Origin of the sequence: Acidovorax sp. Root275 (genome assembly GCF_001428965.1) — a bacterium.
GTDB lineage: Bacteria > Pseudomonadota > Gammaproteobacteria > Burkholderiales > Burkholderiaceae_C > Acidovorax > Acidovorax radicis.
Genome location: NZ_LMJH01000008.1, coordinates 315,207 through 335,972 on the forward strand (window position 1 = coordinate 315,207; position 20,766 = coordinate 335,972).

A 20,766-nucleotide genomic window follows, 5' to 3' on the forward strand; every position below is an offset into this window, starting at 1 on the left:
CAGTTTCGTTCCAGAGGTTGTCCTGATGGAATCGCCGGCAACTGCTTCCTCTCCCGACCCCCGTCTCCTGGCTTGTCTGGCCGTGGTGGTGCGGGAAAAGGCCTCTGATCTTTTCATCATGGCGGGCGCGCCGCCAACGCTCAAGCGCCAAGGGGTGTTCGTGGCACTGGGGCAGCAACTGCTGTCGGCAGACGATGTCAGGCAGATGGCGCACTCCATCCTCCGCGAAACGCAGCGGCAGGAGTTCGATGCCACCATGGAGTGCGACCTCTCCCTGCAGACCCCGGAGGGTGAGCGGTTTCGTGTGAATGTGCACCGGCAGCGTGGCCAAGTGGGCATGGTGATCCGTCATGTCATTGCCCACATCCCTAGCCTGGAGGCGCTCGGTCTTCCGCCCGTACTCCAGCAACTGGCATTTCTCAAAGGGGGGCTGGTGCTCACGGTGGGGTCGGCAGGCTCGGGCAAGACCACCACATTGGCGGCGTTGCTGGACCACCGCAATGCGCACACTGGCGGGCATATCCTGACGGTGGAAGACCCCATTGAGTACTTGCACACCCACAAGAAGTCACTCGTGACACAGCGCGAGGTGGGGCTCGATACGCTGTCCTACGACGAGGCCCTGCGCCGCGCGATGCGCGAGGCCCCGAACGTCATCATGATCGGCGAGATCCGCGACCGGGCCACCATGCAGCACGCGCTGCACTATGCCGAGTCCGGCCATCTGTGCGTCTCCACGTTGCATGCCAACAATGCGAACCAGGCGGTGCAGCGCATCCTGAACTTCTTTCCTGAAGAGGCCCACCGCCAGCTGCTCATGGACCTCTCCCTCAACCTGCGCGCAGTCGTGGCGCAGCGCTTGGTGGCGGGGCGGGCGGGCGGCCTCGTGCCTGCCACCGAGATCATGTTGCTCACGCCCTACGTGGCGGAGCTGATCCAGAAGGGCCAGATTGATGAGCTCAAGACTGCTATCACCCGCAGCGGCGAGCAGGGTATGTGGAGCTTCGACCAATCCTTGCTGGCCATGGTCGAGTCCGGCGCCATATCTCCCGAAGAAGCGATTGCCAACGCCGACAACCGCACCGATGTGCGGTTACGACTTCGGCTGGCGGCCGGTGCTTCGCTCGGGAGCGAGGGCATGCAGATGAGTCCCGACGAGCCTGCCGGGCCAGATAGCGTTCCACCGCCTACCGCGCGCCGTTGAGTGTGGGGCTCAGGCTGCGGCTGACTTCACCACTGCATACCGTTCCAGGGTGCGGTGCCGCGCCGTGTCGTGCTCCACCACCGGTAGCGGGTAGGTATCCCCCAGCCGCACTCCCGCACCTTGTAATTCCATGGGGCGTGCCAGCCAGGGCGCGTGCAATGCCCTGGTGGGCAGCTCGGCCAGCTGCGGCAGGTAGCGGCGGATGAACTTGCCCTCCGGGTCAAACTTCTCGCTCTGGCTTACCGGATTGAAGATGCGGAAATAAGGCTGGGCATCGCACCCGCTGGAGCTGGCCCATTGCCAGCCACCGTTGTTGGCGGCCAGGTCGAAGTCATTGAGGTGCGTGGCAAAGTAAGCCTCGCCCCAGCGCCAGTCAATACCCAAGTCTTTGACCAGAAAGCTCGCCACCACCATACGCAGGCGGTTGTGCATATAGCCCGTCTGGTTGATCTGCGCCATGGCGGCATCTACCAGCGGATAACCCGTGCGCCCCTCGCACCAGGCGGCAAACAGGGCGTCGGCCTCGGGGCCGGACTCCCACTGGATCGCATCATATGCGGGCTTGAAACTGTGGCCCACCACATGGGGGTGGTGGTGCAGGATCTGAAAGTAGAAGTCCCGCCAGATCAGTTCGCTGAGCCAGGTCGTAGCGCCCGGGTTGCCTTGCAGCATCAGCCCGTGCGCGGTGCGCGCGAGCAGGCGCGGCGAGATGGTGCCAAAACGCAGGTGCACGCTGAGGTAGCTCGGCCCTTTGACCGCCGGAAAGTTGCGCGTGTCCTCGTACCGCTCAATGCGGCCGAGAAAATCATCGAACAACTGCTGTGCGCCGCTGGCACCGGTCGGCAGCTTGAGCTGCGACAGGGCCGTGGCCTCGAAACCCAGCGACGCCAGGGTCGGCACCGCTTGGCAGAGCTCCTGCGGGCGGGGGGCCAGGCGGTGTGCATGGCGTTCCACAGGGTAGCTTGTGAGCTGAAAGGCATCCACCTTCTTGAGCCAGGCGTTCTTGTAAGGGGTGAACACGCTGTACGGGTTGCCGGTTTGCGTGAGCACCTCGCTGCGTTCCAGAATGGTGTGGTCCTTGAAGGTGTGAAAGGCCCTTCCGGCAGTGGCCAGCTGTGTGCGCACCTGGCTGTCGCGTTCCAGGGCTTGGGGCTCGTCATCGTGGTTGGCAAATACAGCTTGCACGCCCAGCGCGTTGGCCAGTGCCGGAATCGCATCGCTGGCCACCGCGTGCAGCACGATAAGGCCACCCTGTGCATGCCCAGAAAGCATGCGCAGCGTTTCATCCAGTTCCACCAGCGACTCGCGGATGAACTCCACCCGCCGGTCAGTCCGGGGCAGGGCATTCAGGATCTCGCGGTCAAAAACAAAGGCGCAATGCACCTGCTGGCACTGCGTGAGTGCGCGGTACAGGGCGGCCTGATCGTTCGCGCGCAGGTCGCGGCGGAACCAGACAAGACCGCTGGGGTAAGAGGGCTCGGAGGAGGGGGCCATGTTCACCGTTAAAATTGCCGGATGTCTTTCGATTCTGCGCCCATCAACCTGACGCATCACTTCCTGATCGCGATGCCCGGTCTGGAAGATGAGTCTTTCTCGCGCAGCGTCGTTTACCTGTGCGAGCACAGCGAACGCGGTGCACTCGGCCTCATCATCAACAAGCCTTCGGACATCACCCTCAAAGGCCTTTTTGACAAGGTGGACCTGTCCTTGCGGCGTGAAGACCTCACCAAGGAGCCCGTGTTCCAAGGTGGCCCGGTGCAGACCGAGCGCGGCTTTGTGCTGCACGAGCCCATGCTCATGGACAGGGCCGAAACCGATGAGTCGGTCTATGCCTCCACCATGACCATCCCCGGCGGGCTGGAGATGACCACTTCCAAGGACGTACTCGAAGCGCTGTCCACGGGCGCAGGCCCCCGCCGCGTGCTCATCACGCTGGGCTATTCGTCGTGGGGCGAGGGGCAGCTCGAATCCGAACTGGCCGAAAACGCCTGGCTGACCGTGGCGGCCGACCTCTCGGTGATCTTCGACACCCCTGTGCCCGAGCGCTACGACCGCGCCCTGGCGCTGCTGGGCCTCAAGGCCTGGATGCTGTCGCCCGAGGCGGGGCACGCATGACCGGCTTGCCCGCTCAGCCAGCCGTTCCTGCGCATTTCCAGACCTTTCTTGCTTTCGATTTTGGCCTCAAGCGCACAGGCGTAGCTTCGGGAAACCGCATGCTGCGCAGCGCCACGCCGCAGGCCACCATCAAGGCTGAGGGCGATGCCCGTTTTGTGCAGGTGGCGCAGCGCATCAAGGAATGGCAACCCGATGCACTGGTGATCGGCGTGCCCTACCACCCGGACGGCGCGAGCCACGAGAACACCGAGCGCGCGCTCAAGTTCGGCCGCCAGTTGCGTGGGCGGTTTGGTTTGCAGGTGTTCGAGGTGGACGAGCGCTATAGCACCACCGAGGCCATCGCGGGTGGTGCCAAGGATGCCGACGCTGCGTCGGCCTGCATCATCCTGGAACAGTTTTTGAGGAATCTTCCATGAGCAACCCCTCTCCTGCAGCTTCTGGCAGCCTCGTGCTCGATGCCGAAGCGCTGTATCGCGAACTGCTGCGCGGCGTGCGCAGCATGCTGACCCCCACCACGCGCCTGGCAGGCATTGCCTCCGGCGGCGCCTGGCTGGCGGAGCGCTTGCAAAAGGACCTGGGCCTGGAAGGGCCCGCTGGCGTGCTGTCGTCAGTGATGCACCGTGACGACTTTGCCCAGCGTGGCCTGTCGGCCAGCGCGCAGACCGCGCTACCGTTCGACGTGAACGGTGCCGATGTGCTGGTGCTTGACGACGTGCTCTACACCGGCCGCACCATCCGCGCCGTGCTCAACGAGCTGTTCGACTATGGCCGCCCCGCCAGCGTGCGCCTGGCCGTGCTGGTGGACCGGGGCGGGCGCGAGCTGCCCGTGCAGGCCGACTTTGCGGCTGCACGTGTGGCCTTGCCTGCCGCCCAGTCGCTGGCGCTGGCGCGCGACGACAGCGGTACCTTCCACTTCCAAGTCAAAGAGGCCTGACCGTGCTGAAGAAGCGCAACCCCCAACTCAACGGCAACGGCGAACTCATCCATCTGCTGTCCATCGAGGGCCTGCCGCGCGACATCGTCACGCACATCCTCGACACGGCTGCAAACTTCGTCAGCGTCAACGACCGCGAGGTCAAGAAGGTGCCGCTCCTGCGCGGCAAGAGCGTGTTCAACCTGTTCTTCGAGAACAGCACGCGCACGCGCACCACGTTCGAGATCGCCGCCAAGCGCCTGTCGGCCGACGTGATCAACCTCGACATCGCGCGCAGCTCGGCCAGCAAGGGCGAATCCCTGCTCGACACCATCGCTAACCTCAGCGCGATGGCGGCTGACATCTTCGTGGTGCGGCACAGCGAATCGGGCGCGCCCTACCTCATCGCCCAGCATGTTGCGCCCCATGTGCACGTGATCAACGCGGGCGATGGCCGCCATGCCCACCCCACGCAGGGGCTGCTGGACATGTACACCATCCGCCACTACAAGAAGGACTTCAGCAACCTCACGGTGGCCATCGTGGGCGACGTGCTGCACTCGCGCGTGGCGCGCTCCGACATCCATGGCCTGACCACGCTGGGCTGCGCCGAAGTGCGCGTGGTGGGCCCGCGCACGCTGGTGCCGTCCGACATGGCGCAGATGGGCGTGCGCGTGTGCCACACGCTCGAAGAGGGCATCAAGGACGCGGACGTGATCATCACGCTGCGCCTGCAGAACGAGCGCATGAGCGGCGCGCTGCTGCCGTCGAGCCAGGAGTATTTCAAGAGCTTCGGCCTCACGCAGGAAAAGCTGCAGCTGGCCAAACCCGACGCCATCGTCATGCACCCCGGCCCCATCAACCGGGGGGTCGAGATTGACTCCGCTGTGGTCGATGGCAAGCAGAGCGTGATCTTGCCGCAGGTCACATTTGGCATTGCCGTGCGCATGGCCGTCATGTCCATCGTTGCCGGCAATGAGGCATGAAGCCCGGAATAAATACTCCTGTTTTAATAGCTGTTAGCGCTTATTCAATAAGCGCTAACAGCCAATTTGGCTTGAAATCATGAAGATACTGATCCAGAACGGCCGTGTGATCGACCCCGCTTCGGGCCTCGACCAGACCTGCGACATCGCCATCGCGGCGGGCCGCATCGTCGGCGTCAACCGCGTGCCGCCCGACTTTGCGCCCAAGCGCGTGGTAGACGCCACGGGCTGCATCGTGCTGCCCGGCCTGGTGGACCTGGCCGCGCGCCTGCGTGAACCCGGCCATGAGCACGAAGGCATGCTCGAATCCGAGATGGCCGCCGCAGTGGCCGGGGGCGTGACCAGCCTGGTGTGCCCGCCCGACACCGACCCCGTGCTCGACGAGCCGGGCTTGGTGGAGATGCTCAAGTTCCGTGCCGAGAAGCTGCACCAGTCGCGCCTGTTCCCGCTGGGTGCGCTCACGCGTGGCCTCGCCGGCGAGGTGCTGACCGAGATGGCCGAGTTGACCGAATCGGGCTGTGTGGGCTTCGGCCAGGCCGAGGTGCCCCTGGCCAGCACCCAGGTGCTGCAGCGCGCGCTTCAGTACGCCGCCACCTTTGGCTACACCGTGTGGCTGCGCCCGCAGGAGATGCACCTGGGCAAAGGCGTGGCGGCCAGCGGTGCGCTGGCCACGCGCCTGGGCCTGTCGGGCGTGCCCGTGGCAGCCGAGACCATTGCGCTGCACACCATCTTCGAGCTGCTCAAGACCACCGGTGCGCGTGTGCACCTGTGCCGCCTCAGCAGCGCGGCCGGTGTCGAGCTGGTGCGCCGGGCCAAGGCCGAGGGCCTCCAGGTGACCTGCGACATCAGCATCAACACGCTGCACCTGACCGAAAACGACATTGGCTTCTTCGACAGCCGCGCGCGCCTGACGCCCCCACTGCGCCAGCAGCGCGACCGCGATGCCCTGAGCGCGGCGCTGCTGGATGGCACCGTCGATGCGCTGGTGTCCGACCACACTCCTGTTGATGAAGACGCCAAGACGCTGCCGTTTGCCGAGGCCGAGCCCGGTGCCACGGGGCTGGAGCTGCTGCTGAGCCTGGCCCTCAAGTGGTCGCAGGACAGCGGCGTGCCGCTGCAGCGCGCGCTGGCCACGGTTACGTCCGAACCTGCGCGCGTGCTGGGCAATGCCCTGGGCACCTTGCAGGCCAGCGTGGGCCAGATCGTGGAAGGCGGCGTGGGTGACCTGTGCATCCTCGACCCACAAGCCTCTTGGACCGTGCAGGACGACGCGCTGTGCAGCCAGGGCAAACACACGCCATTCTCAGGCTATGAACTGCCCGGCCGCGTGCGCATGACGCTGGTGGGCGGCCAAGTGGCCTTTGACCGCGCCTAAGCACGTGCGGCGCGAAGAGGCCCTGCGGTGAAGTCTTTGCGCGCCAGCTGGCGCCTGCTGCGCCTGCTGGGCCACATTGCCAAGGGTCTGGCCATCGTGGCGCTGCGTTTCCCGGCGCTCACGCCGGACCAGCAGCATGCCCGGGTGCAGGTGTGGTCGCTGCAGCTGTTGGCGCACCTCGGCATCAGCCTGCGCATTCAGGGCCAGCCGCCGCTCACCGGGCCGGTGATGCTGGTGGCTAACCACATCTCGTGGCTCGACATCCCCGTGATGCACGCGGCGCGGCATTGCCGCTTTGTGTCCAAATCGGACGTGCAGGGCTGGCCGCTGATCGGCACCCTGGCCACGGCTGCGGGCACGCTCTATATCGAGCGCAGCTCGCGCCGCGACGCACTGCGCATGGTGCGGTCCATGCAGGAGGCGCTGGAGCGTGGCGAGGTGCTGGCCGTGTTCCCCGAGGGCACCACGGGCGACGGCCGCGAGATGCTGCCCTTCCATGCCAACCTGCTGCAGGCCGCCGTGGTGGCACAGGCGCCGGTGCAGCCCGTGGGCCTGCGTTTTGCCGACAAGGCGACGGGCTCCACCAGTTTTGCGCCCAGCTACATCGGCGACGAAACCCTGATGGGCTCGATCTGGCGCACGCTGTGCGCGCCCCCCATCGAGGCCGTGGTGCACTACGGCCCACCCGAGCGCGCGGGCGAGCGTGACCGCCGCACCTGGACGCAGCACCTGCACGATACCGTCGATCGGTTGCGGAAAGCCTGAGTCGCCAGCTGGGTGCATCCCGGGTTGGCCGGTGGTGCCTGCCAAGGTGGCCTTGGTGGGCAAAAGCGTGCATATTCCACGTTTGCAGCCGCGTGGGTTGCACATCCGGTCTCAATGCCACGCAATTTCCCGTATCGTCCGCGTCTTTCGGCCTGCAAGCGCACGCAAAAGCGCTTGCAGGCCCGCCAACACTGCCGGGAGGGCACCATGAACCTGATTGAGCGCGCCAAGAGCATTCTTTTGCAACCCAAGGAGACCTGGGCCACCATCGACACGGAAAGCACCGATGTCGCAACCCTGTTCACCCGCTACGCCATGGTCCTAGCTGCCATTCCGGCGGTCTGTGGATTCATCGGCATGTCGCTGATTGGTTTTGGGGGCTTTGGCGTCACCATCCGCACGCCCTTCGTCGCAGGGTTGGTGAACATGGTGGTGTCGTATGTGCTGAGCCTGGTGGGGGTGTTTGTGCTCGGGCTCATCATCGACGCGCTGGCCCCCACGTTTGGCGGCCAGAAGAGTCCCATCCAGGCGCTGAAGGTGGCGGTGTACGCCAGCACGGCCGCGATGCTGGGTGGGGTGTTCAGCCTGCTGCCCGCGCTGGCCATGCTGGGCCTGCTGGCGGCGCTGTACTCCATCTACCTGCTCTACACCGGCCTGCCGGTGCTCATGAAGAACACCCCCGAGAAGTCGGTGGTCTACACCGTGGTGGTCATCATCGCGGCCATCGTGATGGGGGTGGTCATCGGTGCCGTCAGTGCGCTTTTCCTGCCCCGTGGAGGCGCGATGTTTGGCGGTGCCGATGCACCTTCCATCACCATGAACACGCCGGGTGGCAAGGTCTCCATCGACACCGCCGGCCTGGAGGCCGCGGGCAAGAAGATGGAAGAGGCCGCCCGCAAGATGGAAGAAGCCCAAAAGAGCCAGGACCCCACCGCCATCGCCGCCGCCGCTGGCAATGCGGCCAAGGCGGCTGCAGGAGCGTTCGGTGGAGGCCAGGCCATTGCCGCGCAATCGCTCAAGGGGGCGCTGCCAGAAAAGCTGGCAGGCCTGCCGCGCACGGGCTTTGATGTGCAGGACGGCGCGGCCCTGGGCCTGCCCACCAGCCAGGCCAGTGCGCAATACGGCAACGATACCCGGCAGGTGCGCCTGGAGATCGTAGACATCGGGGGCCTGGGGCAGGTGGCGGTGATGGCCATGGGCATGGCCCAGGGCGAAAAGGAAGACAAGACCAGCGCCGAGAAGACCTGGCAGGAAGGCGGCCGCACCCTGCACCAGCGCTACGAAAAGGATGGCAGCCATGCCGAGTTCAAGACCATCCTGAAGAACGGCCTGGTGGTCAGCATCGAGGGTGACAACATGGGCGTCAAGGAGCTGCAGGGCTTCATGTCGCAGGTAGACCTCAATGCCCTGGAAGGCTTGCAGCGCAAGGGCAAGTCCTGAGAGGCTGAGAGCCTTTTATCCATGCCCGCCCTGCACGCCAAAAAGCCCCGGCTCGTCGTTGTAAATGCTCGCCATAGCCCGAGCTATGGCTGTGCTTTGCGCCTAGATCCGAGGCGTTTTGGCGCGCCTTTCGGGCTCGGCTAAAAAAACTCTCAGCCTCTGAGTGCGCGGGGCTCCCTGTTCAACCCGACAGGCCGACTGATGTCGGCCTTTTGCTTTCTTGCAGGCGGTCAGGTGGCTGGCGTGGCAGGCGATAGACTGCATTGAGGCGATCTTCCCCAGCCCCCATCACATGCAGCACCCCTTGTCCTTGTACCAGCGCGCCATGGGCCCCGCATACCTGCGTCTGGCGCCGGCATTGGCGCGGTTTCACGCGTTGTCGGGACCACAGCGTTTGTCGGGCCATGTGCTGGTGGATGCCCCCGCCAACTGGCTGGCGCGTGTCCTGGCCCTCGCACTGGGCGCGCCCCAGCGTGCTGCGCAAGGGCCGATCTCCTTCGAGCTGGATGCGCGCCCGGATGCTGAGGTGTGGACCCGCCACTTTCCCGCGCAGACCATGCAGTCCACCTTGCGCGGGGCGGCAGGCCGGGTGGTGGAGCATCTGGGGGCAGCGCGGTTGACGTTTGTGCTGCACGAGACCGAAGGGCGCCTGGTGATGCAACTGCAGCAGCTGCATTTTTGCGGCATACCCTGCCCGGCGTGGCTGTGCCCCCAGTTGGTGGCGGAGGAGACCGGGGTGGGCGATGCGCTCCACTTTCATGTGCAGGCCACCGTGCCGGGGGTGGGGCGTGTGGTCCGCTACCAGGGGCACCTGATGGTGCCACCGGATGCTGTACCGGCGGGGGCTTCTGCATGATTGTGGTGTTTGATGGGCAGTGCCTGCTCTGCAACGGTTGGGTGCAGTTTCTGCTGCGGCACGACCCTGCGCAGCGCATCCGGTTTGCATCCATCCAGAGCGCGGTGGGGCAACAACTGCTGGCGCAGGCGGGGCTGAAGGTGGATGGCTTGCAGACCCTGCTGGTCATTGACGGCGACCGCAGCTGGCAGCACACCGCCGCCATCCTGCGGGTGTTGCACACGCTGGGCTGGCCCTGGCGGCTTGCGTGGGTGGGCTGGCTGGTGCCCGCACCGCTGCGCGACGCGCTGTACCGCTGGGTGGCGCGCAACCGCTACCGGATCTGGGGTCGGTCAGACACCTGCATGGTGCCGTCGCCAGAGACCGCGGCGCGTTTCCTGGATTGATGGCGTGCCAGGGCAGCGTGGCTGCGATGGGCTACGGGGTGATGATTGTCAAAAATGATAGCTTGTTGCGCTTTGTAGATAAACGCTAGAGCCCATTTTTATTCGAATTCTCGAACCCTCATCCCCGGGGGAAGGTCACCACATGGTCTACCTCTGCGCGGATGCCGATCCACTCGCCCAGGGCATGGTCGTGGTGGCTGGGCACGTGGGCCAGCACGGTGTGGCCACTGGCCAGGCGCAGCGTGTACAGAAACTCCGAACCCCGGAACGACTTGCGCACGATCTGCGCCTGCACGGGGGCATGGTCGTCGTGCACGATGTCATCGGCGCGCAGCAGCACATCACATTCGCCACCGGGGTAGCTGCCGGGCAGGGGGCATTCTTCCAGGTCGGTCAGCTCGCCCAGCGGCGTTTGTGCCACCACGTTGTTGCCGCGCTGCACCAGCGTAGCCGGGGCGAACACGCCGTGGCCGATGAAGTCGGCCACAAACCGCGTGGCGGGGCGGTGGTACAGCGTGTACGCGTCGTCCCACTGGTGCAGGTGGCCTTCGTTCATCACACCAATCACGTCACCAATGGCAAACGCCTCGAACTGGTCGTGCGTCACAAACAGGGCCGTGGCACCTGCCGCTTTCAGAATGCCGCGCACCTCGTGCGCGAGGCGCTCGCGCAGGTCCACATCCAGGTTGGAGAAAGGCTCGTCCAGAAGCATGAGCTGGGGGCGCGGTGCCAGGGCCCGCGCCAGCGCCACGCGCTGCTGCTGCCCGCCGGAAAGCTCGTGGGGAAAGCGGTTCTCGCTGCCTTCCAGCCCCACCAGCTGCAGCACTTCGGTCACGCGCGCGGCCTGTTCGGCCCGGGGCAACTGGTGGATGCCAAAGGCCACATTGCGGCCCACGGACAGGTGCGGGAACAGCGCGTAGTCCTGAAACACCATCCCAATGCGCCGCAGCTCGGGTGGCACGCTCAGCGTGGCGCTGCTAACCACACTTTTGGTCAGGCGGATCTCGCCGCCCGTCACGGGCTCCAGCCCCGCCACAGCGCGCAGCAAGGTCGTCTTGCCGCAGCCCGAGGGGCCAATCAGTACACCGATATCGCCTGCGTGCAGGCCCAGCGTGACACCTTCTACCGCTGCATGGGGGCGGCCTGTGTAGTGCACTTGGAGTTGGGAGACCTCTAGAAACATGCCGTGATTCTAGGTGGGCAGGGGCGAATGCTTAAAATTCGCATTTGCATTCCAGAACGTCGCCCGGCCTGAGCCCGGCCACGGGTGTGCGCTTCTTCCCTCTGCCGAGCCCTTGCCTTGCGCCGCACGCCTTCTTTTGCCCTTCGCACCGTTCCCCTGATCCTGTTCGCAGGTTTTCTGGCGCTGCCCGTGCTGGCGGTGCTGGCGTCGTGGCTGCCGTTTTCGCCCGCAGGGCAGGGCGATGCGCAGGCGGGCGCCATCCTGCGGGAGATGGCGGCCACCGTGTTGCCCGGTTATGTGTGGACCACGCTGTGGCTGAGCGTGCTGGTGGCCCTGGGCGCGGCCATTGTGGGCACGGGCACGGCAGCGGCCGTCACGCTGTTCGACTTTCCGGGCCGCCGCACCTTTGAATGGCTGCTGCTGCTGCCGCTGGCCATGCCGGCCTATGTCACGGCGTATGCATACACCGACTTTTTGCAGTTCAGCGGCCCGCTGCAGGTGGGCCTGCGCAACACCTTCGGCCTGGAAGGCCGCCTGCTGCCCGAGGTGCGCAGCCTGGGCGGTGCGGTGTGGGTGTTCATCTTCTCGCTCTACCCGTATGTCTACCTGCTGGCGCGCACGGCGCTGGGTGAGCGCGCGGCACACCTCATGGAGGCCGCGCGCCTGCTGGGCGCACCACTGCCGCGCCGCATCCGCGCCGTGGCCCTGCCCCTGGCCCGCCCGGCAGTGGCGGCGGGCGTGGCCTTGGTGCTGATGGAAACGCTGGCCGACTTTGGCGTGGCCAGCTACTTCGGCATTCAGACCTTCACCACGGGCATCTACAAGGCCTGGCTGTCCATGGACAACCGGCTGGCCGCCGCGCAGCTGGCCACCATGCTGCTGGTGGTGGTGATGGCGCTGCTGCACCTGGAACACCGCGCGCAAAAACGCATGCGTTTTGCCACGGGCGGCGGGCGTGCAGGGTCGGCCGAGGCGCAGCCGCTGGCGCTGCGTGGCGCGCGCCGCTGGGCGGCCTGGGCGGTCTGCACCGTGCCGGTGGTCATGGGTTTTGTGGCCCCCGTGGCCTTCATGCTGCGCCCTCTGGCGTCCGACTGGTCGGTGCTGCCCTGGGAGCGTTTCATGGAATGGGCCTGGCACAGCGTGCGCCTGGGGGGCATCACCGCCGCGCTGGCGGTGGTGATAGCGCTGGCCCTGGCGTTTGCGGTGCGCCGCCAGCCCGACGCCGTGACGCGCGGCGTGGTGCAGCTGGCCAGCGTGGGCTATGCCGTGCCGGGTGCCGTCATCGTGGTGGGCCTGCTGCTGCCCGTGGGCTGGCTGCAGGCGGCCATGCCGCAGTGGGGCGTGGGTGCGCTGGTCACCGCCACGGCGTTTGGCATCGTTTGGGCCTATCTGGTGCGGTTTTGTGCCGTGGCCTTGCAGTCCCTGCAGAGCGGCTACGCGCGCATTCCGCTCAGCCTGGATGACTCCGCCCGCATGCTGGGCATCGGTAGCCCCGGCCTGTTGGCGCGCGTCCACTGGCCTCTGCTCAAGCGCTCCACGGCCGCCGCTGCGCTGCTGGTGTTTGTGGATGTGATGAAGGAACTGCCCGCCACCATGGTGCTGCGCCCCTTCAATAGCGATACGCTGGCTGTGGTGGCCTACCAGTTGGCGCGCGACGAGCGGTTGGGTGAGGCCGCACTGCCGTCACTGGCGTTGGTGGCCGTGGGGTTGGTGCCGGTGATTCTTCTCAGCCGCACGTTGCGCAGCAAAGGGTGAGGGGCTGATTCGCGTTACTGAATGGGTGGGCGCGCCCGCCGCTCAAGGGCATGGTCCTCCAGTGTAGAAAACAGCTGCCATGTGGCAGCTTGTTTACAGCCCAAGGAGAAGGCGCTGCGGCAGGCACAGGCGCATCGCCCCGCATTACCCCACTTCGTCTCAGCGCGCGCTACTAGGCTACGAGGCTTCAACGCTCTTCACCGCGCTTTTGCGCTGGTCACCAGGCCCTGCGTGGCCGCCCAGGCGTTGATGTCGTCGCGGCGGATGGCGGCGGCCATGAGCTGGGGGAAAGCGTCTGGTGTGCAGGCGAATGAGGGCACGCCCAGTGCGGCCAGCTTGGCGGCAAGGGCGTGGTCGTAGGCGGGGGCGCCTTCGTCGCTCAGGGCCAGCAGGGTGATGAACTGCACGCCGCTGTCCACCAGCTCGGCCGCGCGGCGCAGCAGGTTGGCTTCCACGCCGCCTTCGTACAGGTCGGAGATCAGCACGAAGATGGTGTTGCGCGGCTCCTTGATGAGCGATTGGCAGTAGCCCACGGCGCCGTTGATGTCGGTGCCGCCGCCCAGCTGCACGCCAAAGAGCACGTCCACCGGGTCGTCCAGCTGCTCCGTCAGATCCACGATGGCGGTGTCGAACACCACCAGCTTGGTTGCCACGGCGGGCAGGCTGGCCAGCACGGCGCCAAAGATGCTGGCATAGACCACCGAGTTGGCCATGGAGCCGCTCTGGTCGATGCACAGCACCACCTCGCGCTGCGGGCGGCGCGCCTTGCGGCCAAAGCCGACCAGGGTTTCGGGCACCACGGTGCGCAGGTCGGGCTGCCAGTGGCGCAGGTTGGCGCGGATGGTGCGGTTCCAGTCGATCTCGGCGTGGCGCGGGCGGCGGTTGCGCTGGCTGCGGTCCAGCGCGCCGCTCACGGCCGAGCGCATGGGGTCTTCCAGCCGCTTCATCAGGTCGTCCACCACGCGGCGCACCACCATGCGGGCGGTGTCCTTGGTGCCTGCGGGGATGACGTGCGACAGCGCCATCAGGTTGGCCACCAGGTGCACGTCGGGCTGCACGCTCTCCAGCATTTCGGGCTGCAGCAGCATATCGCGCAGGTTCAGGCGCTCCATGGCATCGCGCTGCAGCACCTGCACCACCGAGCTGGGAAAGTACTTGCGGATGTCACCCAGCCAGCGCGCCACGCTGGGCGACGAGCCGCCCCGGCCTCCGCGCCGCGCGCGGGCTTGCAGGCCGCCGGGGCCATCGGCTTCGTACAGCGCCGCCAGGGCCTGGTCCAGCTCGGCCGCGCGGCCGGTGAGGGCGCCGCAGTGGGTGGCGGCCTCGCTGCCCAGCACCAGACGCCAGCGGCGCAGGCGGTCTTCTTGCGAAAGCGGTGCGGCCGCGGCGGCCGTGCCGGTGTCGGTGTCAGCGTTGATGGAATCGGAGGTCATGCGGTCAGTCCCAGGATGTCGCGCAGCAGCGGGATGGGCAGGGCCGCGTGGGCCTCGTCCCACGTGGGGTGGGCGGTGGCAGCGGGCGCGGCGCGGGCGCCCTGGCTGGCGCGCTGTGCCAGGTCGCGCCGCTCGCTGGGGCCGAAGGCGCTGAAGGTGCGGCGCACCAGGGGCAGCACGCGCACAAAGTGCTCCTCGTTCAGCCCGGCCAGCCACTGGTCCACCAGGCGCCACACCTGGGCGTCGTGCAGCAGCACCACGGCGTTGCGGTTCAGAAAACCATCCAGCCAGGCGGCGGCGCGGGCGGGCTCGGCGCCGGCCGACAAGTGCAGTGACAGGGCGCTGGCCACCTCGTCGGCCGACCAGACGCCTTCGTCCAGCAGCAGGCGCACGGCCACGCCCTGCAACAATTCGTGCGCGCTGGTCTGCCGCGCCAGTTGCACCAGGGCACGCTGCCAGGCGTCGGTTTGCTCGGCACCCTGGCGCAGGCCCACGGCGGCGTGGGCGGCGAGCAGCTTTTCGCGCAGGGCTTCGGCGGCGTCGTCGTCCAGCGCGCTGCAGGCCAGCGGCAGGCTGATGGCGGCGCGCACGATCAGGCTGTCGAGCACATGGCCCACCTGGGAAGCATCGGTCTGGCGCACGTTGCCGTAACGGAACACATTGCTCAGTGGCGGCAGGGCGGCCAGCAGCTGCAGTGCATCGCCGGTGAGGGCGGCGCGGCCCTCCAGCGCGTGCGTGACGGCGGCCACGGCGGGCGCCAGGTCGGCCAGCAGCACGCGGTCCACCAGCTGGGAGAGTTCGGCCAGGTGGTCCGCCCGCTGGCTGTGGTCAATGGCGCGCGCTGTGGCAGCCTGGGCCAGCGTCTGGCCCCACTGGCTGGCTTCGATGAGGCGCAGCACAAACTCGGGCTGCCACTGCAGGTTCCACACCTCATGGAAGGTGCCACGCGACGAGCGGCCCACCTTGGCCAGCGTGCCCCAGGGCACGTCCAGCAGGTTCAGGCGGTGCAGCAGGTGGCTGCGGGCCAGGTCGTTGGCGCTGCGCAGGTCCAGGTCCAGCGTCTTGTGGGTGGCCTCGGGCTTGAGGCGCAGGCTTTTCTGCGCCTGCTCCACATCGCGCTGCAGGGGCACGGTGGGCACATCGGGTGGCACGGCGCCCAAGCGGTCGCCGATGACCAGAGCGTCCTCGATGAAGCGCAGCACCGATTCGTCGCCCATGGTCAGTACCGTGCGGCTGGCTTCGTGCAGTTCTTCCAGCCCCGGGGCGGGGCGCTGGCGCAGTGCGGCCAGTGCATCGGCCAGGCGTGTGGCTTCGATCAGGTGGGCGCTGGAGCAGTCCAGGTCGCGCTCGCGCATCAGCCGCGCCACACGCGCCAGCCAGCCCACGGCGCGGGGTTGGCGGCTTTCGTGGCTGAGCCACAGGTGTTCGTACCAGCCGGGGGCGTCGATGCCCGCGCCGTAGCCGCTGGCGCTGGCCAGGTGCCGGTAGGTCCAGGGCACCCAGGTGCTTTGCACCTTGAGCTTAGGCAGCCCTTTGAGCAGCGCCTGGTCGGCCTTGGCCGTGGTCTTGCTGCCCTGCAGGCCACCCAGGTGCCAGGCGCCGCAGACCACGGCGATGCGGTCAAAGCCTTCCTTTTGCGCCGCCCGGATGCACTGGCGCATGTGCGCCTCGCGCAGGGCTTCGCGCCGTGCGTGCTCGGGGCTGCGGTGGCGCTCCTCGCCCCATTCGGCGCGCAGCGCCAGCATGGCCTCGGCAATGGCGGCAAACAGTTCTTCGCCGTCGCCGCGCTCTTCCACCATGTGGTTCCACCAGGCTTCGCCGTCGGCATAGCCTGCGGCCTGGGCCAGCCAGGTGAGCGGGTCGCCGTCGGGGCTGGTTTGGGGGGCTTCGGTGGTGTCTGTGCTGGTGTCGTCGGTGGCGGTGGGCGGCGTCGCAGCTTCCGGCGCTTCTTCCACACCGTCGGCTTCGCCAGCCCCTGCCTGTAGTGCTTCGCGCCGGGCTTTTTCCAGGGCCAGGCCGTGGGCCACGGGCAGGTCGATGAAGCGCACGGGCACCTGTGCGTTCACAGCCCACTGCGCGGCCTGCCATTCGGGCGAGAACACGGCAAACGGGTGGTATACGGCCAGGCCGGTGTCGTCGGGCGCGTGGCTGAGCAGCGCCACGGGCGGTTGCATGCCGGCATGGACGACCAGCGGCAGCAGGCTGTCGCCCTCGGGCGGGCCTTCGATCAGCACGCAGTCGGGCTGCAGCGCCTCGAACGCGCGCACCAAGCTGCGCGCGCAGCCGGGCCCGTGGTGGCGCACGCCAAAGTAGTGGGGTTCGCTCATCAGCTTGCGGGCAGCGATGCGTTCAAGCCAGCTCGCGGAAGGCGCGGTACAGGTCCTTCCACTCGGCACGTTCCTTCACCACGGTTTCCAGGTATTCGTTCCACACCACCTGGTCCTGCACCGGGTCCTTCACCACGGCGCCGATCAGGCCCGAGGCCATGTCCAACGGCCGCAGCACGCCGTCGCCAAAATGCCCGGCCAGCGCCATGCCGTTGTTGATGACCGAGATGGCCTCGGCCGTTGACAGCGTGGCCGTGGGCGACTTGATCTGTGTCTTGCCGTCCTCGGTCTTGCCGCTGCGCAGCTCGCGGAAGATCTGCACGATGCGGCGCACTTCCTTGAGCGCCGGAGGCTCGGCGGGCAGCTGCAGCGCACGTCCCATTTCGGACACGCGCTTGACCACGATGGCCACCTCGTCGTCCTCATTGCCGGGCACGGGCAGCACCACGGTGTTGAAGCGGCGCTTGAGCGCGGCCGACAGCTCGTTCACACCCTTGTCGCGGTTGTTGGCCGTGGCGATCACGCTGAAGCCGCGCACGGCCTGCACCTCGCTGCCCAGTTCGGGGATGGGCAGGGTCTTTTCCGACAGCACGGTGATCAGGCTGTCCTGCACATCGGCGGGGATGCGGGTGAGTTCCTCCACCCGGGCGATCTTGCCTGCGCGCATGGCCTGCATCAGCGGGCTGGGCACCAGGGCCTGTTCCGACGGACCGTTGGCCAGCAGCTGTGCGTAGTTCCATCCGTAGCGCAGCTGCTCTTCGCTGGTGCCTGCGGTGCCCTGGATCACCAGGGTGGAGTCGCCGCTGATGGCAGCGGACAAATGCTCGGACACCCACGACTTGGCGGTGCCGGGCACGCCGTACAGCAGCAGGCCCCGGTCGGTGGCCAGGGTGGCCACCGCGATTTCCATCAGGCGGGGGCTGCCGATGTACTTGGCGCTCACCTGGAAGCCGTTGTCCAGTGTGGCCCCCATCAGGTACTGCACCACGGCCCAGGGCGACAGGGCCCAGTTCTCGGGCCGCTGGCGCTGGTCGGCTTTTTTCAACTCGGCCAGCTCTTCGGCGAACTGTTGTTCGGCGTGCTGGCGCATCACGGAGGTGGCGGATTGGCTCATGGTGTGGCAGTGGAGGAAGAGTGGGTGGCAAGTTGAACCAGGGCGCGCTGCGTGGCGATGACCTGGGTCAGCCCGTGCGCGATGGCGGCAAATGAAGGGGTTTCGTCGGCGTGGCGGGGCCACGGGTCCAGCAGGTGCAGCGCGTCGGGGTGCAGGATGCACAGCAGCTCGCCCAGCAGGTTCCGCAGGCCATAGTCGTCGGCCAGCGTGTTGTGCTGGGCGCGCTCGCGCAGCAGGCTGGCAAGCGCCAGGGACAGCGGCTGCGACAAGGTCTCCCCCGCCGAGCAGCCGGTGAGCATCTGCGATGCGAAGTGGCCCAGGTGCGTGGCCGCGCCGCGCTGGAGCTGCTGCTGCCACCAGGCTTCGCGGTCGGCGCGGGGCAGCAGGGCCACCAGTGTGTCGGTGTCGTTCAGCTGCCGTGCGGCGGCGGGGGCCTGCAGAAAGGCATGGCACCACGCTGGGTTGGCGGTGCTGAGCAGCACATCGCGCCAGCCGCGCAGCAGGGCCTTGGCCCATTCGGTGGTCTGGGCCCAGGCCAGCAGGTCGGCGGGGCCGCAATCCATTTGCTGCTCCCACCAGGCCAGCGGCACCTGGCCCACGCACTGGTACAGCCACCAAGCGCGTTCGCCCAACGCATCATGCTGGGGGCGGGGCGTGTCCAGCTGGTCTGCCTTGGCATCGGCGGGCAGGGCGGTGGGGGCGTCGATGGTCCAGCGCTTGCGCAACAGTGCGCGTTCGTGTTTGAGCAGCGCCGCCATGCGGGTGCAGGCGCGCTGGGTGAATGCCGCTTCGGGCAGGCGCAGCAGCAGGGCCAGCGCGGCACTGCGCACCTCGCGGCTGCGGTCTTGCCGCAGGCGGTCCAGCAGGGGTTCGTCGGCCGGGCCCAGGCCTTGGGCCAGCACGGCGGTCAGCTCGGCCCGCTCGCGCGCGGGCAGGTCGGCCAGGGTGTCGCTCAGGCGCTGGCGGGCAGCGTCGGGGCTGTGGGTGCGCTCGGTGTGTAAGAAGGACTTGCGCTGCTCCAGGTTGCCATCGCTCCATAGCGTTTCTGGCGGCGCAGTGTCGCTGGCGCCGGTGGCATAACGCCACTCGTCACGCTGCGCAGCGAGCCAGCGTCCGCGCTCGCCCAGCACGGAGGCCAGCCAGGGGCGCAGGGCGACCGAGCGGCGGCCCAGCTCCAAAGCCGCTGGCAAAAAGCGTGGCGGCAGTTGCTGGCCAGCGTGGTCCAGGCCTTGGAACACGGCCTGGTGCAGCCGAGGAGGACCTTCTGCCACGACCCAAGGCAGCAGGGCCATCAGGGGCCCGGCCTGCAGCGGCGGGCGCTGGTCCGGGGCGGCGGCGGCCGGGGGGGCATCGCCGGTGTGCAGCCCGTGGCCTCCCGCCAGGCTGCAGGTGGCCACGATGCCCGCAGCGCGCAGCAGGGCTGTGGCGCTGTCCGGGGTCTGGGCGAGCGTGTCGTTCAGCAGCGCTCCCACGGTGCCAGGCAATGGGGATGTGGCCGCCAGGGGCTGGCGGTCGGTGCCGACCATGGCGGCGGGCAACAGGACAGCCCAGTGGGCAGCGTTGCTCATGCCTGGCTCCTTTGCCACGCAGGGGAGGCGGATGGCTGGGGCATGTGCGTGTGCCATGCAGTGAGAGGGGCGAAGGTCTGCCCATCCCATTCCCCTGCCACCGTGATCGGGTTCCCGCCCGACACGGCATTCAGCACCCAGAGGTCGTCGCCGGGCATCTGCAGCGGCAGCCAGCGGTCTGCGCAGCGCAGGCCAGGCTGCGTGCCCAGGGGTTGAAACACGGCATCGGGCAGCACCAGTGGGTGCCAGCCCACCCAGGGGCTGGCGGCGGTGCGGCGTGCCATGTCTCCCCACTCGTCCGCAGCGGTGCTTTGGGGCCACTGGGGCTCTGTGGGGACGCCGTGCACATTGACGGGCTGCGCGCGCAGCCCGGTGGTGCCGGGGAAGTAGGCCAGTGTGGCGTTCACACAGGTGCCGGGTATCCAGGCCTGCTCAAACCCTTTGCCGCCAAAGGCGTGGTCCCACAGCCAGGCACGGCGCCCGCTGCGGTGGCCGTGCAGCCAAACGCGCCGTTCGATGAGTTTGTCGTCGCGCTCTTCCTGGGCGCAGCCGAGCACGGTCCAGGCATCTTCTACCTGTTCGCCGCTGGCGAGCACCTCGGCCTTGTCCAGCGGCCAGCCGGCCACGACCCGCAGCTCAGCCTGCAGTTCTGGCGAGAGGCTGCTACGGCGTTGCAATGCCTCGCAGGCCAGTTGCAGCAGGCCCAGGCGGTGCAGGGTGCGCTCCGGCCAGTCCTCGCCCTGGCGCACTCCCTGTGCGGCTGCGTGCACACGCTGGGCCAGGCCGGGGGCCTGGGCGTCCACCATGCGTGCCGCCATGGTGTGCCAGGTCTGCAGCACCTCGTTGGTGAGTGCGCCCAGGCCCTGGCGCATCTGGTCGCCCAGCCAGCGTTGCAGTTCTTCTGCAGCGTTTTCGATGCGTTGCCAGCGCTGGGCTTCGCGGCGGGCTTGCGCCTGTTCGTCCACGGGGGCGGCGGCTTTTTCTGCCTGGCGCTCTTCTTTTTTCTGGGCCTTTTCAGAGCGCGACACAACCCACTCGGCCACCCAGGCTGGGGCTTCGGTGGTGGTGAACAGGGTGGGGCTCTGGGCCTGCAGCATCAGCAGTGCCAGGCCATGTTTGCAGGGGAACTTGCGGCTGGGGCAGGAGCATTTGAACGCGGGCCCCGACAGATCCACCTGCGTCTGGTAGGGCTTGGAGCCGCTGCCCTGGCATTCGCCCCAGACGGCCTGGTCGTTGGCGCCCAGGGTGGGCCATTTGGCGGCCGAGGTCAGTCCTTTGGCCGCTTTGGCCGAGGCGTCGTCAGGCGCCAGTGCGGCCACCGCCTCCAGTGTCAGAGCCATACCACC

Annotated in this window: 17 protein-coding genes and 1 pseudogene; 11 read left to right on the forward strand and 7 right to left on the reverse strand. The window is 67.6% G+C overall.

What is annotated here, in order from left to right; all coding sequences use genetic code 11:
- Positions 1-25: 25 nt before the first annotated feature.
- Positions 26-1,204 carry a PilT/PilU family type 4a pilus ATPase gene (locus ASE52_RS11550; RefSeq protein WP_057226239.1) on the forward strand — a complete coding sequence of 393 codons (1,179 nt, stop codon included), beginning with the start codon at positions 26-28 and terminating at the stop codon, positions 1,202-1,204.
- A 9-nt stretch (positions 1,205-1,213) separates the two neighbouring features.
- Here ASE52_RS11550 and ASE52_RS11555 read toward each other — a convergent pair whose 3' ends face one another.
- A complete protein-coding gene (locus ASE52_RS11555) occupies positions 1,214-2,698 on the reverse strand; it encodes a deoxyribodipyrimidine photo-lyase (RefSeq protein WP_057226241.1) in 1,485 nt (494 codons plus the stop codon).
- Between the two features lie 21 nt (positions 2,699-2,719).
- Between ASE52_RS11555 and ASE52_RS11560 the strand changes: the two genes are divergently transcribed.
- The 9 genes and pseudogenes from ASE52_RS11560 (at position 2,720) to ASE52_RS11600 (ending at position 10,040) form a co-directional block, all read left to right on the forward strand.
- Positions 2,720-3,319: a YqgE/AlgH family protein gene (locus ASE52_RS11560; RefSeq protein ID WP_057226243.1), complete on the forward strand. Its 600-nt coding sequence runs from the start codon at positions 2,720-2,722 to the stop codon at positions 3,317-3,319.
- A complete protein-coding gene (gene ruvX / locus ASE52_RS11565; protein WP_057226245.1) occupies positions 3,316-3,735 on the forward strand; it encodes a Holliday junction resolvase RuvX in 420 nt (139 codons plus the stop codon). The genes ASE52_RS11560 and ruvX overlap by 4 nt, the downstream gene beginning before the upstream one ends.
- Positions 3,732-4,253, forward strand: coding sequence for a bifunctional pyr operon transcriptional regulator/uracil phosphoribosyltransferase PyrR (gene pyrR, locus ASE52_RS11570; RefSeq protein ID WP_057226247.1), 522 nt, complete (start codon positions 3,732-3,734; stop codon positions 4,251-4,253). Before ruvX ends, pyrR begins: the two co-directional genes overlap by 4 nt.
- Before the next feature lie 11 nt (positions 4,254-4,264).
- Positions 4,265-5,218 (forward strand): annotated as a pseudogene (locus tag ASE52_RS11575) (aspartate carbamoyltransferase catalytic subunit); the annotation flags it as partial.
- A gap of 79 nt (positions 5,219-5,297) precedes the next feature.
- Positions 5,298-6,593, forward strand: coding sequence for a dihydroorotase (locus ASE52_RS11580; protein ID WP_057226249.1), 1,296 nt, complete (start codon positions 5,298-5,300; stop codon positions 6,591-6,593).
- Positions 6,594-6,620: 27 nt separating this feature from the next.
- Positions 6,621-7,358: a lysophospholipid acyltransferase family protein gene (locus ASE52_RS11585; RefSeq protein WP_057226251.1), complete on the forward strand. Its 738-nt coding sequence runs from the start codon at positions 6,621-6,623 to the stop codon at positions 7,356-7,358.
- Positions 7,359-7,565: 207 nt separating this feature from the next.
- Entirely contained in the window at positions 7,566-8,798 is a 1,233-nt protein-coding gene (locus tag ASE52_RS11590) for a Yip1 family protein (RefSeq protein WP_057226253.1), read from the forward strand.
- 292 nt (positions 8,799-9,090) lie between these two features.
- Complete coding sequence (locus ASE52_RS11595) at positions 9,091-9,654, forward strand: DUF4166 domain-containing protein (RefSeq protein WP_057226254.1); 564 nt, start codon at positions 9,091-9,093, stop codon at positions 9,652-9,654.
- The gene (locus ASE52_RS11600; RefSeq protein WP_057226255.1) at positions 9,651-10,040 is read left to right on the forward strand and encodes a thiol-disulfide oxidoreductase DCC family protein; all 390 of its coding nucleotides are present in this window, start codon (positions 9,651-9,653) and stop codon (positions 10,038-10,040) included. The genes ASE52_RS11595 and ASE52_RS11600 overlap by 4 nt, the downstream gene beginning before the upstream one ends.
- A 118-nt stretch (positions 10,041-10,158) precedes the next feature.
- Here the strand turns inward: ASE52_RS11600 and ASE52_RS11605 are convergent, their stop codons facing one another.
- The gene (locus ASE52_RS11605) at positions 10,159-11,223 is read right to left on the reverse strand and encodes an ABC transporter ATP-binding protein (protein WP_010459491.1); all 1,065 of its coding nucleotides are present in this window, start codon (positions 11,221-11,223) and stop codon (positions 10,159-10,161) included.
- Between the two features lie 117 nt (positions 11,224-11,340).
- Here ASE52_RS11605 and ASE52_RS11610 point away from each other — a divergent pair, with 117 nt between their 5' ends.
- Positions 11,341-12,978 carry an iron ABC transporter permease gene (locus tag ASE52_RS11610; RefSeq protein ID WP_057226258.1) on the forward strand — a complete coding sequence of 546 codons (1,638 nt, stop codon included), beginning with the start codon at positions 11,341-11,343 and terminating at the stop codon, positions 12,976-12,978.
- Between the two features lie 197 nt (positions 12,979-13,175).
- Here ASE52_RS11610 and ASE52_RS11615 read toward each other — a convergent pair whose 3' ends face one another.
- Genes ASE52_RS11615 through ASE52_RS11635 form a run of 5 tightly spaced genes read right to left on the reverse strand, consistent with a single transcriptional unit; the run spans position 13,176 to position 20,760 of the window.
- Positions 13,176-14,411: a VWA domain-containing protein gene (locus ASE52_RS11615; protein WP_082606846.1), complete on the reverse strand. Its 1,236-nt coding sequence runs from the start codon at positions 14,409-14,411 to the stop codon at positions 13,176-13,178.
- Positions 14,408-16,738: a DUF5682 family protein gene (locus tag ASE52_RS11620; RefSeq protein WP_057226260.1), complete on the reverse strand. Its 2,331-nt coding sequence runs from the start codon at positions 16,736-16,738 to the stop codon at positions 14,408-14,410. The genes ASE52_RS11615 and ASE52_RS11620 overlap by 4 nt, the downstream gene beginning before the upstream one ends.
- A gap of 22 nt (positions 16,739-16,760) precedes the next feature.
- Complete coding sequence (locus tag ASE52_RS11625) at positions 16,761-17,852, reverse strand: AAA family ATPase (protein WP_057226262.1); 1,092 nt, start codon at positions 17,850-17,852, stop codon at positions 16,761-16,763.
- Positions 17,849-19,420, reverse strand: coding sequence for a DUF5691 domain-containing protein (locus ASE52_RS11630; RefSeq protein ID WP_057226264.1), 1,572 nt, complete (start codon positions 19,418-19,420; stop codon positions 17,849-17,851). The genes ASE52_RS11625 and ASE52_RS11630 overlap by 4 nt, the downstream gene beginning before the upstream one ends.
- Positions 19,417-20,760: an SWIM zinc finger family protein gene (locus ASE52_RS11635; protein WP_057227184.1), complete on the reverse strand. Its 1,344-nt coding sequence runs from the start codon at positions 20,758-20,760 to the stop codon at positions 19,417-19,419. Before ASE52_RS11635 ends, ASE52_RS11630 begins: the two co-directional genes overlap by 4 nt.
- Between the last annotated feature and the right edge of the window lie 6 nt (positions 20,761-20,766).